At 70.0% G+C, this 14942-nt stretch carries 10 protein-coding genes; 6 read left to right on the plus strand and 4 right to left on the minus strand.

From position 1 onward, the window contains the following. Nucleotides 1-174: 174 nt before the first annotated feature. Nucleotides 175-1668 carry a glucose-6-phosphate dehydrogenase gene (gene zwf, locus ACGFIW_RS24840; RefSeq protein WP_393320089.1) on the plus strand — a complete coding sequence of 498 codons (1494 nt, stop codon included), beginning with the start codon at nt 175-177 and terminating at the stop codon, nt 1666-1668. 645 nt (nt 1669-2313) lie between these two features. Here the strand turns inward: zwf and ACGFIW_RS24845 are convergent. Continuing rightward, nucleotides 2314-3150 (minus strand): SAM-dependent methyltransferase, encoded by an 837-nt coding sequence (locus tag ACGFIW_RS24845; RefSeq protein WP_393320092.1) that lies wholly within the window; start codon nt 3148-3150, stop codon nt 2314-2316. A gap of 136 nt (nt 3151-3286) precedes the next feature. Here ACGFIW_RS24845 and ACGFIW_RS24850 point away from each other — a divergent pair, with 136 nt between their 5' ends. Next, on the plus strand, nt 3287-3553 hold the full coding sequence (locus tag ACGFIW_RS24850) for a TetR family transcriptional regulator C-terminal domain-containing protein (RefSeq protein WP_393320095.1): 267 nt from the start codon (nt 3287-3289) through the stop codon (nt 3551-3553). Between the two features lie 103 nt (nt 3554-3656). After that, the gene (locus tag ACGFIW_RS24855) at nt 3657-4538 is read left to right on the plus strand and encodes a PhzF family phenazine biosynthesis protein (protein WP_393320098.1); all 882 of its coding nucleotides are present in this window, start codon (nt 3657-3659) and stop codon (nt 4536-4538) included. On the opposite strand, the gene ACGFIW_RS24860 is transcribed toward ACGFIW_RS24855, so the two are convergent. Beyond that, nucleotides 4480-4695 (minus strand): TetR/AcrR family transcriptional regulator C-terminal domain-containing protein, encoded by a 216-nt coding sequence (locus ACGFIW_RS24860; protein ID WP_393320128.1) that lies wholly within the window; start codon nt 4693-4695, stop codon nt 4480-4482. The genes ACGFIW_RS24855 and ACGFIW_RS24860 overlap by 59 nt on opposite strands. A gap of 524 nt (nt 4696-5219) precedes the next feature. Between ACGFIW_RS24860 and ACGFIW_RS24865 the strand changes: the two genes are divergently transcribed. Further along, nucleotides 5220-6848, plus strand: a complete 1629-nt coding sequence (locus tag ACGFIW_RS24865; protein ID WP_393320101.1) for an RICIN domain-containing protein — start codon at nt 5220-5222, stop codon at nt 6846-6848. A gap of 549 nt (nt 6849-7397) precedes the next feature. Next, a complete protein-coding gene (locus tag ACGFIW_RS24870; protein ID WP_393320104.1) occupies nt 7398-11180 on the plus strand; it encodes a type I polyketide synthase in 3783 nt (1260 codons plus the stop codon). Nucleotides 11181-11247: 67 nt separating this feature from the next. Here the strand turns inward: ACGFIW_RS24870 and ACGFIW_RS24875 are convergent, their stop codons facing one another. After that, nucleotides 11248-12165 (minus strand): aldo/keto reductase, encoded by a 918-nt coding sequence (locus ACGFIW_RS24875; protein ID WP_393320130.1) that lies wholly within the window; start codon nt 12163-12165, stop codon nt 11248-11250. A 140-nt stretch (nt 12166-12305) separates the two neighbouring features. Further along, nucleotides 12306-13226 (minus strand): helix-turn-helix domain-containing protein, encoded by a 921-nt coding sequence (locus ACGFIW_RS24880; RefSeq protein WP_393320107.1) that lies wholly within the window; start codon nt 13224-13226, stop codon nt 12306-12308. Nucleotides 13227-13448: 222 nt separating this feature from the next. Here ACGFIW_RS24880 and ACGFIW_RS24885 point away from each other — a divergent pair, with 222 nt between their 5' ends. Further along, entirely contained in the window at nt 13449-14837 is a 1389-nt protein-coding gene (locus ACGFIW_RS24885) for an MFS transporter (RefSeq protein ID WP_393320110.1), read from the plus strand. Nucleotides 14838-14942: the final 105 nt, after the last annotated feature.

Genomic DNA, 14942 nt, shown 5'->3' on the forward strand with positions numbered 1-14942 from the left:
CGGAACCCACCTCCGAATCGCCCACCCGTCCGCCCGGCGTGCGACGCTCAAGGTCCGCGACCAACGGGCCACGCCGCGTGGCCCCGGCTACTACCGTGATAGCCGCACGATTCCCGGCAGGACAGAGCGGCATCCCCCAACCTCACACCCCTTGTGCCCGGAGGAACGCAGACCATGGACCACGCATCCCAGCTCATCCAGGAGCGGAGCGCCCCGCCGGCCACGCTGGTGATCTTCGGTGCCTCCGGCGACCTGACCCGGCGTAAGCTGCTGCCCGCGGTCGAGAGCCTGGCTCGGCACGAGCGGCTTCCGGACCAGTTCGCGCTTGTCGGCGTCGCGCGCACGTCGATGACCGACGAGCAGTTCGCCGAGAGCGCCCTCGGCGAACGCACCCTCGCCACGAAGCGCCAGGTCCGGGGCGGCGTGCGCTACGTCGCCGGCGGTTACGACGACCCGAAGACCTACGAGCGGCTCGTGGAGACCCTCGACGAGTTGGACGCACAGCGGGGCACGTCCGGCAACCGGCTCTTCTACCTGTCCACCCCCGCCGGGGCCTTCGAGCCGGTGATCAAGGGGCTGGCCGGCGTCGGGCTCAACCAGCCACGCGAGGGCTCCTTCTCCCGCCTGGTCATCGAGAAGCCGTACGGGCGTGACCTGGTCACGGCCCGCGAGCTCGACGGCGTGGTGCACAGCGCGTTCGACGAACACCAGGTCTTCCGCATCGATCACTACCTGGGCAAGGACACCGTCCAGAACGTGTTGGCGCTGCGCTTCGCGAACTCGATCTTCCAGCCCATCTGGGATCGCTCCTGGGTCGACCACGTGCAGATCACCGTCGCCGAGACCCTCGGCGTCGGCAGCCGCGGCGGCTTCTACGAGGAGGCCGGCGCGATGCGGGACATCGTGCAGAACCACGTGCTCCAGGTCCTCGCGCTGGCACTGATGGAGCCGCCGGCCTCATTCGAGGCGGAGGGCCTGCGCAACGAGAAGGTGAAGCTGCTGCAGGCGATCCGGCTCCCCACCGACCGGGACATCGCCGAGGCCGCGGTCCGGGGACAGTACACCCGGGGCGGCACCCGCGAGGAGCTGATGGCCGGCTACCGCGAGGAGACCGGAGTCGATCCCCTGTCCCGGACCGAGACCTACGCCGCCATGCGGCTCAACGTGGACAACTGGCGCTGGGCCGGGGTGCCGTTCTACGTACGCACCGGCAAGCGCCTGCCGGCCCGGCTCACCGAGGTGGCACTGCAGTTCCAGCGGCCGCCGCACCTGCCGATCCCGACCGACCAGCTCACCGGCCTCGATGCCGACGCGCTGATCCTTCGGATCCAGCCGAACGAGGGCATCTCGCTGCGCTTCGGTGCCAAGGTGCCGGGCCATTCCTTCCGGGTCCGCACCGCCACGATGGAGTTCTCCTACGACCAGACGTTCGTCGAGGAGTCCCCGGAGGCGTACGAGCGTCTGCTCCTGGACGCGCTGATCGGTGACGCGTCGCTGTTCATCCGCAGTGACGAGGTGCAGCAGTGCTGGCGGATCGTCGACCCGATCATCGACAACTGGGAGAAGGACAACTCGCCGATTCCCACCTACGAAGCCGCCTCCTGGGGCCCGACCGACGCCGACCGGCTCATCGGCCGCAACGGCCGCAAGTGGCGCAACTCCGCGTGACCCGGTCGCTGGACGCCGACCTGCGTCGGAGCCCACTGTGGATGGTTGTCGGTGGTTCTCGCTCTGGCGGGGCGGAATGCGGGAGCGGTGACGACGAGGGTGGTCCAGCCCTGCCCGGCTTGCCGGCGGCGGTGTTGGTGTCAACGAACGGCTGGCACGACTGATTGAGCTGGTGTGATCCGGGGCGGGGCAGGTCATTGCACCCCGCCCCGGATCAGATCGGAGTTCCCGGTGGTTGACGGTGACCGGCAGCGGCGTGCGACCACGTGTGTCGTACCGGGCTCGGGCCGGCGCGTGAAATCCGTCCCCGCCCGTGCCGATCGTGACGGCTCGCGGTGTCTCGGGACGCATCGTGCCGATGTTGCCGAGTCCCCACCAAGACGACGTGTTGTCGATCGGCTCGATCATGCCGCCGGCGGCGACCGCCAGCCGGGCGCGCACCAGTGAGTCCACCACCAGGGCCGTGACGGTGGGAAGCAGCGCCGCCCCGGTGGCCACCAGCACCACCGCGGTCACCCTCTCGGTGAGCGGTGCCGCTCTGTCTGGTGTCTCCGGACCCAGTCGAATCGTCAACGACCAGGCACAGGCTGGCGTCCTCGGCACTGGCGGTGCCGCCACCCTCGCCCTGGGCCAGGACAACCACGTTCAGGCGTGCAGGACCGCTACTCCCCCACGCATCGGAGACGGCATGGATTTGGCCGCGTAGGGGTCGGGCTCGCCGAGCTCCGGTCGCCATTGATTGAGTGACACCAGCCCCGGTTCGACAAGTTCGAAATCGCCAAAGAGTGCGGCGAGTTGAGCGTCCGAGCGCAGGACGATGTCGGCGGCGGCCTTGGTGCGATAGACCTCCGCGACGGAGGAGACGCGCGATTCGTCGTACCCGTCGGTCACCGCCGTGCCGGGGTGGGAGATGGTGAGGGCGCTGCCGGGCACGAGTCGGTCGCGAATCGGCGCGACGACACTGTCGATCAGGTTGTGTGGGACCAGTTGCAGGACGGAGCAGTACAGCAGCGCCGTGGGCCGGTCCAGATCGATCACGGTGGCGAGGTCGCCGCTGGCCAGTGCGTCGAGGAGCGGTTGGGGCCGAGTGAAGTCCGCCTCGACTGCGCGGCACGTGGGGTTGCCCGTGAGGATGTGGTTGGAGGCGACAACCGCCACCGGGTCGATGTCGACGTAGAGAACCCGGATCGCCGGGTCGATCGCCTGAGCGATCTCGTGCACGTTGCCCTGGGTGGGGATGCCGGAGCCCAGATCGAGGAATTGTCGAATGCCAGCCTCGGCCAGTGTGCGCACCGCACGTGCCAGAAACAGGCGGTTCGACCGGGCAGTGGCCGCCGCATCCGGAAATGCCTGTAGAAGCTGTCGAGCGGCCTCGCGGTCGGCCTCGAAATTGTGCACGCCGCCAAGGAGGTAGTCGTACATGCGGCTGAAGGTGGCCCGACCGTCCTCGAACCTCTGCACGCTCGTCTGCTGGTCTGTCATCGCCGCTGTCTCCGATGCAGTCGTCGGTGAGCCGCAGCCTAAAGGATGTCTCGCAACTCGGTGAAAAGTCGCCGGTCAACGGTATCGGTGTCACCCGGGCAGGGCGATGGTTTGGAGGTGGCCGATACCGGAAGCGATGGCGGCCAATGTTTCCATGGCCGACCTGCGCAAGGAGATCGACAAACGCCTCACCGACGCCTTCACCACCATGATCCGGCGACTGGCCGACGCCGGTGCGCTCCGGCCCGGGCTCGATCAGAAGGTCGAGGCAGAGCGTCTCTACGCCCTCGTCGACGGTGTGATCCTGCACGCCCTCCTGCGCCCCGGCCGCACCTCGAACGCAACCGCCAGGGCCACCGTCGGCGCACACCTCGACCAGATCGCACCGGCCAGCGGCGAATGAACGCTGATCAGCCCTACGGGCTGCCGGTGGCTCCTCCGCCTCCGCTGACGCCAGACTCTGAGCCTATGCGTTTGCCGGTTCGTTGAACGTCAGAGGTGGGCCCATGTTCTGGCCGGATGTCACGGTGGTTGATGCGTGCGTGCGGCGCGACGGTCGGGGCGGCAGCCCGACGGCGGTCACCGACGACGGCCCGGCGGCGACGGACGCGGACCGGCGTGCGGTCGCTGCCGCGGCCGGCACCTCGCACGCGGCGTTCCTGGGCCCGGGGCGGATGTCGGACGGTGGCTGGCCGGTCCGGTTCTTCACCGCCACCGCCGAACTGTCCGGCTGCGGCCACGGCACGGTTGCCGCGCAGGCCGTCCGGTTGACCCGCACCGCGCTGAGCGAGCTGAACGACCGCCAACACACTGGCGGGCGCACGTTCGACACCGTCGCGATCCGCCGCCCCGTCGGCATCGAGGTGTGGTTCGACCAGGGCCTCGTCGCGCTGCGTCACCCGGCACCGGACGAGCGCGCCGCGATCGTCGCCGCGATCGGGCTCGGCGCGGACGACCCGCATCCGACCGACGCGCCACGCATCGCCGCGCCCGGCGCACCACGCATGCTGGTACCGGTCCGCGACCGTTCGGCGCTGAGCCGAGTCTGCCCGCACCCCGGCAGGCTGACAGCGGCCTGTCGGCGGTACGGGCTCCTCGGCTGTTTCGTGTACGTACCGCCCGCGGGCGACCGACCGGGCGCGGCGCGGATGTTCGCGCCGGCGATCGGTGTCGACGAGGACGTCGCCAACGCCAACAGCACCGGCTGCCTGGCCGCCCACCTGCTCGACACGACAGGGGCACAGACGATCGCGATCGAGGTGGAGCAGGGTGACACCCTCGGTCGGCCGGCGAGCGTGCTCGCTTCGGCCCGACGCGGGCCGGCGGGCATCACGACCCGGGTCGGCGGGTTAGCGGTGGTCCGCGACGGACACCGAGGAACTGCGTAGCGGCCATCTCCGGGTCGACGATGTTTGCGGCTCCCGCGTCGCGCTCGGCCAGGAGGCAGATCCGGACGAACTCGAAGTACGACAGTTTGCCCTGTGCGAAATGCGCCTTGGCGAGTTCGGGAATACGTGGCAGCTCGGCGATGACGAAACCCCGCAGACCACCATGGTGAGAGCGACGCGCTCGACCCGCTGGCGCACCCGCCGCACGAGATCAGGCGTGCCACCAGGATCACTCCCGTGCCCGCGCCGCTTCGGTGATCCGCCAACGTCGACCGCCCCCACCTCGTCCGAGGAATCGTCGCGGCGCAAAGCCGACAAGGAGAGTTGGCCGCAGTGCGGCTCGTCCCGCGGGCACATGGACAAACATGACCAGGGTCGATTCTCTCCGTGCGAGAGCCAGGCTCTGCGGTGTTTGCCCGTAGCGCGACAGGATTTGAACCCGCGGCCTCTGGTTGACGACCACCATCCACCCAATCCGCTCAGGACAATGAGAGTTCCGAGGCGTCGGATCGTAGGATCCAGTTACGCCCATCGATCCAACGGGGGATTTCTCGCCGTTGGTAGTCCACAGGCGACTACCGCGCGGGCGCAACTATCTAACGTCATCAGCGGACGCCGTCGTCGTACCGGCGACGTGGTGTGCGCGTGCGCCCGGGTGAGTCGCGGGGAGGGATCGCAAGGATGACATCGCTAGACACGACCATGAAAAGATGGCTGCGCGGCCTCGCGGTCGCATCACTGGCGGCCGGCGCGATCGCAGTGGTTCCTGCGACTCCGTCCGCCGCCGACCCGGGCCCGGTCACCGCCGCGCCGCCGGTGCAGTGCGTCGGTACGGGTACCGACGGCAACCGGCTGCAGATGGTCTACGCCTACGAGGCGGGCACTCCCAACAGGTTCGCCGAGCGCGAGCCGCACATTCGGCTCGCCGCCTGGGTCGCCCAGCAGAACGTCAACGACAGCGCCCGGCGCGAAGGCGCGCAACGGTGGCTGAAGTTCGTCACCGGCGCCACCGGCTGCCAGGTCAACATCATCACCATCCAGGTGCCCGCCGGCAGCACCAACGCGGACTTCCGGGACTGGCGCGCCACGCTCCAGAGCTTCGGGCTGACCGCGAACAACCGCAACTACGTCGTCTTCGCGGAAAGTTTGACCAGCTGCGCGTACACCGACGTCGTCGACGTGCCGCACGACATGAGCCCCGGAACGTCCAACCTCAACAACAACTACGCGATGTGGACCTCCATCTCGCCCGGTTGCTACGGCGGACACACCGTCACGCACGAGTTCGCCCACTCGGTCCGCGGCATGCGGCAGGGAATGCCGAACTGGGACGGCGACTGGCACTGCACCGACGGGTTCGAGACCCTCTGCGGCGAGAACGGAACCAGCTGGGCATGCCCCGATCCGATGGCCGAGCGCCTGCTCGACTGCAACCGGGACGACTACTTCGGCATCAACCCGCAGGGCAGCTGGCTGCCGAGCCACTGGAACGTGGCCTACGACAGCCTCTACCTGGCCGCCGGCTCCGCGACCACGACACAGACCACGATCCCCGCGCTGCAACCCCAACTGCTGCGCGCCGTCGACGTCGAGGGCACGTCGATCGTCTTCTCCTGGACCCCCACGGTCAACCCGATCGGCAGCAACTGGTCGTTGGAGTACCAGATCCTGCGCAACGGCACCGTGGTGAGCACCGTGCCCGGCTGGAAGACCAGCGCCCGGGTCACCGGCCTGGCAACGAACAGCACCGCGTCCTACGCGGTCCGCAGCCGCCTCACCTACAACGGAGTGACCCGCACCTCGGCGAACTCGGTCGCCGTGTCGGTGACCACCAGCAGCAGCTCGGCGGCGGCCGGCGCGGTCGAGACGGGCGCCACCATGGTGTTCAACAATGACCTGTTGCACTCGGACGGCCGCAACCTGGCGATGGACCTCTACGCCTTCGACCCCAACGACAACGCCCCGATCAAGCAGTGGTTCTACAACTCCTCGCTGAACCAGCATTGGAAGCTCACCACGGCGACGGGCGGCACCTACACGGTGACCAGTGCGGTCACCGACAAGTGCCTCAGCCCTCTCGGCGGCGCGACCACGGCCGGCACGCCGGTCGTACAGGTCACCTGCAACGGCACGGCGGCCCAACGGTGGACCTTCACCGTGCTCACCGGCCTGACGTACCAGATCCGCACGGCCGCCGGCACCTGTGTCGGCTCACAGAACAACGGCACCACGTACGACACTGTGCTGGTCCTGGCAACCTGCTCGACCACGCAACCCAGCCACCGCTGGACCGCCAACCGCGTCGGCTGAACGCGCAGAGGGTGGGTCCGGCGCCCTCTGGGCCCACCCTCTGCCCACCTGGCAGTACGAGTCAGCCTCGGGCTGAGCCACCACGGCCCCACGAGAGCGCATCATGATGCCGTCCGGTCGGGCCGCACCAGGGCCGGGGCCAGACGCGCTCGCTTCAGTCCCGACGGTCGGATGCCCAGCTGACAGCGGGTGCACCCCCGGCGGCACGGCGACGTTCGAGACAATTATCATCACATTGTTGCAGTTCAATGAACAGTGACTTTCTTCATGCGACAACCACTCTTCCGGTGGCCGCCGCGATCAAGGGTTTTCAGATGCTATCTTCTGACGTGCATCGATCAGTAGGATCGACTCGGGGGCAATTCCGGCAAATCTTTCCGTGTCAACGCGACAGAACCAGCACGTAAACCAGGTGTTTCGTCGGTCGGAGAACTCAGCCGCCCCCTTCCGGCATCCCGGCGGTCGGTATCCGGCACGCGGTGCACCCCAGCAGTCGCAATGTCCGGCTTCACCTGCCCGCCCGCGGCGCAGCATTTGGAGGTAACGACCATGACTGACGAAGCACCCACGCATGGCCGCGATCCTGTCGCCATTGTCGGAATCGGCTGCGCCCTGCCCGGCGCAGCCGATGTGACCGAGCTGTGGGAAATGCTGGTCGCCCGTCGAAGCACTATCGGAGAAATCCCGGCAGAACGGTTCAACATCGACGCATGGTACGACCCCACCCCCGGTATACCAGGGCGCATCTCCACCCGCTGGGGCGGTTTCCTACCCGACGTCGACCAGTTCGACGCGCCGTTCTTCGGCATGTCGCCCCACGAAGCCGACCGGCTCGACCCCCAGCACCGGCTCATGCTCCGCACCACCTGGGAGGCGATCGAGGACGCCGGGCTGTCCGCCGAGCGGCTGGCCGGCACCGCCACGGGCGTCTACACCAGTTGCCTGGCCGCCGACTACTGGGACAACGTCCGCGGCGCGGACATGTTCGACATGGACGCGGCGACGGGCACCGGCGGGTGGGGCCTGCCCTCGGGACGGATATCCCGCCTGCTCGACCTGCGCGGGCCCAGCATGGGCGTCGAGGCGACCTGCGCCACCGCCCTGCTCGCCGTGCACCTCGGCTGTCAGGACATCTGGTCCGGGCGCACCGTCCAGGCGATCGTCAGCTCGGCGAACCTGCTGCTGGGTCCTGACCTCTACTTCAGCCTGTCCGAATCCGAGATCCTGTCCCCCACCGGTCGCAGCTGTTTCGGCGAGAGCACCGCCGACGGCTACGTCCGCAGCGAGGGGGCCGTGACCGTGGTCCTCAAACCGTTGAGCCACGCCCTGCGCGACGGCGACCGGGTGTACGCGGCGATCATCGGCACCGGGGTGAACAACAACGGGCGTACCAACACGACAATGCTGGCACCGGGGGTGGACGGGCAGCGGGACATGCTGCGCGCGGCGCTGCGGGACGCCGGGGTGCGTCCGGCCGACGTCGACTACGTCGAAGCCCACGGTGCCGGGACCCCGCGCGGCGACGACGTGGAACTGACCGCGCTGCACAGCGTCCTCGGTGAGGGCCGGCCCGCCGAGCGCCCCTGCCTGACCGGGTCGATCAAGTCGAACATCGGTCACACCGAGGCCGCGGCCGGTCTGGCCGGCCTGGTCAAGGCCGCTCTGGCGATCCGTCACCGGACCATCCCGGCCTCCCTGGGCGTGGAACGGCCGCACCCGCTGTTGGCCACCGGAACACCACTGGCCCTGACCTCGGCGACCCGCCCCTGGCCGGAGACGGGACGTCCGGCCATCGCGGGAGTGAGCTCGTTCGGTCTGTCCGCCACGAACGTCCACGTCGTCCTGTCCGAGGTGACGACCGCGGACGTGACGACCGCGGACGTGACGCCTGCGGCGGCGCCGTCCACGGTCCTGCTGCCCCTCTCCGCCCGCGACCCCGGTGCGCTGCGCACCCTGGCCGGACGGTACGCGGACCTGCTGGACGGGCCGGAGCAGGTGGAGCCTGCCCAGGTCGCGTACCAGGCCGCCACCCGACGGACCCACCACGACCTCCGCCTGGCCGTGGTCGGCGGGGACCGCGATCGGCTCGCCCGGGACCTGCGCGCCTTCGCGGCCGGTCAGCTACCGGACAGCGTCCGGCTCGGCACCGCGGGGCCAGGCGTGCCCCGAGTGGTGTTCGTATACCCGGGCCAGGGTGCGCAGTGGCCCGGCATGGGTCGCCGGCTGCTGGCCGATCCGGTCTTCCACCGCCAGCTGGTCGAATGCGACGAGGCGATCCGGGCGGAAGTCGGCTGGTCGCTCATCGACCTGCTCTCCGACGCCCGACCACTGCTGACCGAGGACGTCGTGCAACCGGCGCTGTGGGCCGTCCAGCTCGGGTTGTCCGCGGTGTGGCGCAGTTGGGGCTTGCGGCCTGATCTCGTCCTCGGCCACAGCCTGGGTGAGGTCGCCGCCGCGTGTGTCACCGGTGCGTTGACGGTCCGGGACGGCGCCGCGGTGGTGTGTCGGCGCAGCGCCCTGATCCGGACCCTGGAGGGGCCGGGCGAGATGTGGGCCGTGCAGCTGGGCGAGGACCTCGCCCGGGATGCCTGCCGGGACGTCGCCGACCTGGTGAGCGTGGGGGTGGTCAACAGTGACCACGCCACCGTTCTCGCCGGCGGGGCGGACGCGGTGCGTGCGGTGGTGGAGCGGCTGACGGCGCGGGGCGTGTACTGCCGACAGGTGCGGGTCCGCTACGCCTCGCACTCCCCCCAGGTGGAGCCGTTGCGTTCGGATCTGCTGACCGCTCTGGCCGACCTACGGCCACGGGCCGGCACGGTTCCCATGTACTCCACCGTGCACGATCGCGAGGTCACCGGCGCGGAACTCGACGCCGACTACTGGATGGCCAACCTGCGGGAGCCGGTACGCTTCGCCTCCGCAATGCGCCACGCCCTCGCGGACGGACGACCTGTGGTGTTCGTCGAGATCAGCGCCCACCCCCTGTTGACCGGGGCGATGGAGGACACCATCGAGGCCGTGGGGGCACCCGCCGTCGTGGTCACGTCGCTGGTCAAGGAGGAGGACGAGCGGGAAACCATGCTGACGGGCCTGGCCGGCGCCCACCTCCACGGGTGCGAGGTGGACTGGTCGTCGGTCGTCGGGCCCCACGGGCACCTCGATCTTCCCCACTATCCCTGGCAGGGCCGGCGCCACTGGGTGGACGGACGGCCGGCGGCGGCACCGCCCGCGCGGACGCAGCCGCTCCCGGACACGTTCACTGTGGACCAGACGTGGACCGGGCCGGCCACACCACTCGCCGTGGGGTTGTCACTCGCCCATTCGGCACTTCACGAACTCACCGACGGCGCCCCCAGCGTGCTGGAGAACCTCCGTGTCCCCTCCCTCGGCCGGTACGGCTCCGGCGCGCTACAGGCCCGGACCGTACTGTCCCGCCAGCCCGACGGCTGGCGGTTCGAGGTCAGCGTGGCCAGCGGTGGCGCGGGCGCACTCGAGGGCTGGACCACCTACGCCTCGGGCAGAGCGCGTCCGGCCACGCCACGGCCACGCCACGTCGAGCCGCTGGATCAGGTCCGCGACTGGTGCGCCGAACCGGTCCCGTACCCGGCGGACGGCGGGTTCGTGTCCCTGACCCGGCGGTCGGGCGAGTCCCTCGGGATGGTGGCGGACGGGGGGACGCCCCGCAGCAGGGCCGAACTGCTCGACCTGGCTGTCCGGGTGCTGGACAGCGCCGTTCCCGGTGGCGTCTCGGTCGTCGGGGCCGGTGGGAGGGCCGTCGAGGTGGCGGAGGTGACGGTGCCCGACTCCGTCGCCGGGAAACTGTGGGTACACGCCCGCGTGCGGCACGCCGACCCGACCGGAAGGGTCACCGTCGGTGACGTACGCGTCCTCGACGAGGAGTGCCGACCGGTCGGCGAGTTGCACGGGCTCGCCGTCTCGGCCGCCACCGACACCACACTGTTCCGGTCGGTGCCCCCGGTCCGCACCGGCCCGGCACGGCTCGTCCCGGCCGGGGTGTCCGGCGGGGTCGCGGCGAGCCCCGTCGCCACCGCGCCGGTGACCGCGTCACCTCCGGCAGCGGGGCACCCCGACAGCAGCGGCAGGATCGTCGACATTCTCGCGCACCTGTTGCACCTGTCCCCGGACGAAATCGACCACGCCCTGCCGCTACCCGACCTCGGCGTCGACTCGGTGCTGGCGGCACGGCTGCGCGGCAGGCTGACCCGTGAACTCGGTGTGCAGCTACCGATCCGTCACCTGCTCGACGGCCGGACGATCGAGGAGCTGGCCAGCGACCTCGACGGGCGTCGGGCCCCCGCGGATCGCCCCTGACCGGCCGCACGTCACCCGATGCGAACGGTGCTGGCGGAGATCACGCCCAGGACGTGATCTCCGCCGCTCAGGCGCCAATCAAGCCCATCGCGTCGGCGGGGTAACGACCCCCGGCTACGGTGTCGGGGGAAACGGCCGCCTCCAGGGCCGCCACGGTGGCCTCGTCGAGTTCGACCGTGGCCGCGGCCACGTTCTCCTCGAGATGGGTCCGGCGCCGGGTGCCGGGGATCGGGACGACGTCCTCACCCCTGTTGTGCACCCAGGCGAGCGCCAACTGGCCGACGGTCAACCCGTGGCGCTCGGCCAACGGGCCAAGCTGGTCGACCACGGCGAGGTTGCGTGCGAGGTTGTCGCCCATCATCCGGGGCTGACCCTCCTGCCGGAAGTCACCCTGCTCGTAGTCCTGGCTCGACCGGTAACGGCCGGTGAGGAAGCCACGGCCCAGCGGAGAATACGGCACCACTCCCACGCCCAGCTCCCGGCAGGCGGGCAGCACCTCGTCCTCGATGTCACGGGACCACAGCGACCACTCGGTCTGCAGGGCCGCGATCGGGTGCACCGCACAGGCCCGGCGCAGTGTGGCGGCACCCACCTCGGACAGGCCGAGGTGGCGCACCTTCCCCTGCGCCACGAGCTCGGCCATTGCCCCCACGGTCTCCTCGATGGGCGTCGACAGGTCGATCCGGTGCAGGAAATACAGATCGATGTGGTCCACCCCCAAGCGACGCAGCGAGGCGTCGCAGGCCTGGCGGACGTACGGTGCGTCGCCGCGGATGCGGTTCTCCTCGCGCACCACCCCGAACTTGGTCGAGAGCACGACGTCGTCCCGATGACCGTGCAGGGCTCTACCGAGCAACTGCTCGTTGGTATACGGCCCGTACATGTCGGCGGTGTCGAAGAACGTCACACCGAGATCGATCGCCCGGTGGATGGTGGCGACGGACTCGTCGTCATCACCCGCGCCGTAGAACTCGCTCATCCCCATGCAGCCCAGGCCCTGGGCACTGACGGTCAACTTTCCGAGCCGTCGGGTCGGTAGAACACCCACGTCTCATCCTTTCCATCGGTCTGATCGGACAACGTCGCCCAGGACCCGGGCGGTCCGGCGAATCGCGCGGAGACGGCTCACGTGGCCAGCAGGCGACGACCGGCGGTCCCGGCTGCGGCGCCCGCGGCCGGTCCACCCGCCTGCGCCTGCTCGGTGGTCATGTCGGCGAGCAGGGCCAACGCCGCGGCGGTCGGCGTGTCGTCGGCGTCGGGCCCGTAGATCACCATTCGCTGGCCTTCGTCGTCGGGCAGCCACAACAACTCGTCCCGAAGGTGCAGTGACCCCACCAGAGGGTGCCGGTACTCGCGTACCGAATGGGCGCACTCCCGGACGGGATGGGCCGCCCACAGGCCACCGAATTCCGGGCTGAGCACCGTCAGGGCACCGATCAGCTCGGTCAGTCGCGGGTCGTGCGGATAGCGGGCCGCCGACATCCGCAGGTACGCCACCGCGTCACGGGCCTTGCCCCGCCAGTCGACGTAGAGGTCGCGCATGTGCGGGTCGAGAAAGACCAACCTGCCGAGGTTGGGCCGCTCGCGCTCGCTGCGCGGTGCCAGGAAGGGCAGGTGGCCGGCGAGCAGGGCGTGGCCCAGTCGGTTCCACGCCAGCACGTCGGCCCGGCGGTCGATCACCAGCGCGGGGACCCGGCCGAACGCGTCGATCATCGCCCTGACCGCGGGTCGGAGCTGCTCGGGCCGGGGCCGACGGAGCACCCTGGGCCGTTGACGCGCCTGGTTGTAGAGGTAGGTGCGCTCGTCGTCGGTCAACTGCAGCACCCGCGCTATCGCGTCGAGCACGGCGTCCGAGGCGCCCCTGGTCTGCCCCTGCTCAAGCCGGGTGTAGTAGGCGACGCTGACCCCCGCCAGCATGGACAACTCCTCCCGGCGCAGCCCCGGCACCCGCCGTCGGCCGCCGTGACTGACCAGCCCCACGTCCTCGGGCCTCAGGCGGGCCCGTCGGGAACGCAGGAACTCACCCAACTCCGTCCTTGGCTCCATAACCCCCATTATCCAGTCTCCTCCGCCGCATAGCCTGGTATTCCGAATGCCAGGCAACCTGGTTCTAGCTCAGCCACAGGGCTGGATAAGCCCGATGAGTCGTTGCACCCTGATTGAATACACCTCCGTCGTGCACAATGAGAGGCGATCATGGTTGGCAAGACCGTCGATATGACTTCTGAACAATCCGCAGAATCGGCGAAGCTCGGCACCCGCGGCTGGTTGACACTGATCACCCTATGCGCCGCCCAGTTCATGGTCGCACTGGACTTCTCCATCGTCACCGTGGCCCTGCCGGTGATCGGCCAGGACCTAAACTTCGTCAGCGCCGGCGACCTGCAATGGGTGATGACCGCCTTCATTCTGCCCACCGCGGGTTTCCTGCTACTGGCGGGTCGGGCGTCCGACCTTTTCGGCCGCCGTCGGCTCTTTCTCACCGGCCTCGTCATCATCACCGGGTTCTCCCTCGTAGCCGGCCTCGCCACCGCGCCGTGGATGCTCATCGTGGCGAGAGCCGGTCAGGGCATCGGATCGGCGATGGTCGGGCCCACGGCCCTGGCCCTGCTCACCAGCTCGTTCCCTGAAGGGCCCCGGCGGAACAAGGCACTGGGGCTCAGCGGGGCCCTGCTGTCCCTGGGTTTCGTGCTGGGCACCATCGGCGGCGGCGTCATCACCGGGGGCATCAGCTGGCGGTGGACCATGCTGCTGCTGGTCGTCATGGGCGCCGCGGTCCTCGTCGGCGCGCTGGCGCTGCTGCCACGCTCGGAGAACCGCAGCGCCACCACCCTGGACATTCCCGGTGCCCTGCTGGCCACCCTCGGCCTGCTCGCCCTCGTGTTCGCCATCTCGGTCGGCGGTGAGAACGGCTGGACGAGCACGCCGACCGTGCTGACCGTCGCCGCCGCCATCGTTCTGCTTGTCAGTTTCCTGCTGGTGGAGAAGCGGCAACCCGCACCCCTGGCACCGCTGCCGGTCCTGAACCGGCGGACGGTGAAGTGGGGCGGCCTGACCGGGTTCATCACCTTCGGCATGTGCGGTGGGACCACCGTCCTGCTGAGTCTCTACATGCAGGACGTGCTGCGGTGGACGCCCACGACGACCGGCGTCGGCTTCCTCCCCGAAGGCATCGCCGCGATGGTCGCCGGAAGCCTGGCATCCCGGGTCATCGGGCGACTGGGCACCACCAGCACGCTCATCACCGGGCTGCTCGTGCAGGGCCTGAGCACCGCCGCGATGCTCGCGCTGCCCGTCGAGGGCAACCTGTTCCTGTTCATCGCGTCGACCGCCGGGTTGGGCTTCGGCCACGTCCTGGCCGTGGTGGCCTTCATCGGCACCATGACCTCCGGAATGGGCGAGCACGAGCAGGGCCTGGGCGGGGGCCTCGCCCAGACCGCCCAGCACGTGGGCAGCGCCGTCGGCGTCGCCATCCTCGCGGCGGTGGTCACCGCCCGCACCGAGGATCTCACCGCCGCGGGCCAGCAGCCCGCCCTCACCGCCCTGCACGCGGGGTTCCTGGTGGGCGCCATCGTCACGCTGGCCGGCGCGGTGGTCGCCGCGCTGTTCCTCCGCCGGCCCGCGACACGGCCCGTCACCGCCGACGCCCCGGCATGACGGTCAACAGGTTCTGACAGACACGTGGCGGGGGGGGGGGCGGGGGGGGGCCCCCCCCCCCCGGCCGGGGGGGGGGCCGGGCCCCGCCCCCCCCCCCCCCCGGCG

This window comes from Micromonospora sp. NPDC048935, assembly GCF_043197875.1.
In the GTDB taxonomy this organism is placed as follows: Bacteria; Actinomycetota; Actinomycetes; order Mycobacteriales; family Micromonosporaceae; genus Micromonospora.

What these genes read in the sequence shown, in the direction of transcription:
- ACGFIW_RS24870 (WP_393320104.1), top strand. Translation starts at nt 7,398, where the DNA reads ATGACTGACGAAGCACCCACGCATGGCCGCGATCCTGTCGCCATTGTC.
- ACGFIW_RS24850 (WP_393320095.1), top strand. Translation starts at nt 3,287, where the DNA reads ATGGCGGCCAATGTTTCCATGGCCGACCTGCGCAAGGAGATCGACAAA.
- ACGFIW_RS24865 (WP_393320101.1), top strand. Translation starts at nt 5,220, where the DNA reads ATGACATCGCTAGACACGACCATGAAAAGATGGCTGCGCGGCCTCGCG.
- ACGFIW_RS24875 (WP_393320130.1), bottom strand. Translation starts at nt 12,165, where the DNA reads ATGGGGATGAGCGAGTTCTACGGCGCGGGTGATGACGACGAGTCCGTC.
- ACGFIW_RS24845 (WP_393320092.1), bottom strand. Translation starts at nt 3,150, where the DNA reads ATGACAGACCAGCAGACGAGCGTGCAGAGGTTCGAGGACGGTCGGGCC.
- ACGFIW_RS24880 (WP_393320107.1), bottom strand. Translation starts at nt 13,226, where the DNA reads ATGGAGCCAAGGACGGAGTTGGGTGAGTTCCTGCGTTCCCGACGGGCC.
- ACGFIW_RS24855 (WP_393320098.1), top strand. Translation starts at nt 3,657, where the DNA reads ATGTTCTGGCCGGATGTCACGGTGGTTGATGCGTGCGTGCGGCGCGAC.
- zwf (WP_393320089.1), top strand. Translation starts at nt 175, where the DNA reads ATGGACCACGCATCCCAGCTCATCCAGGAGCGGAGCGCCCCGCCGGCC.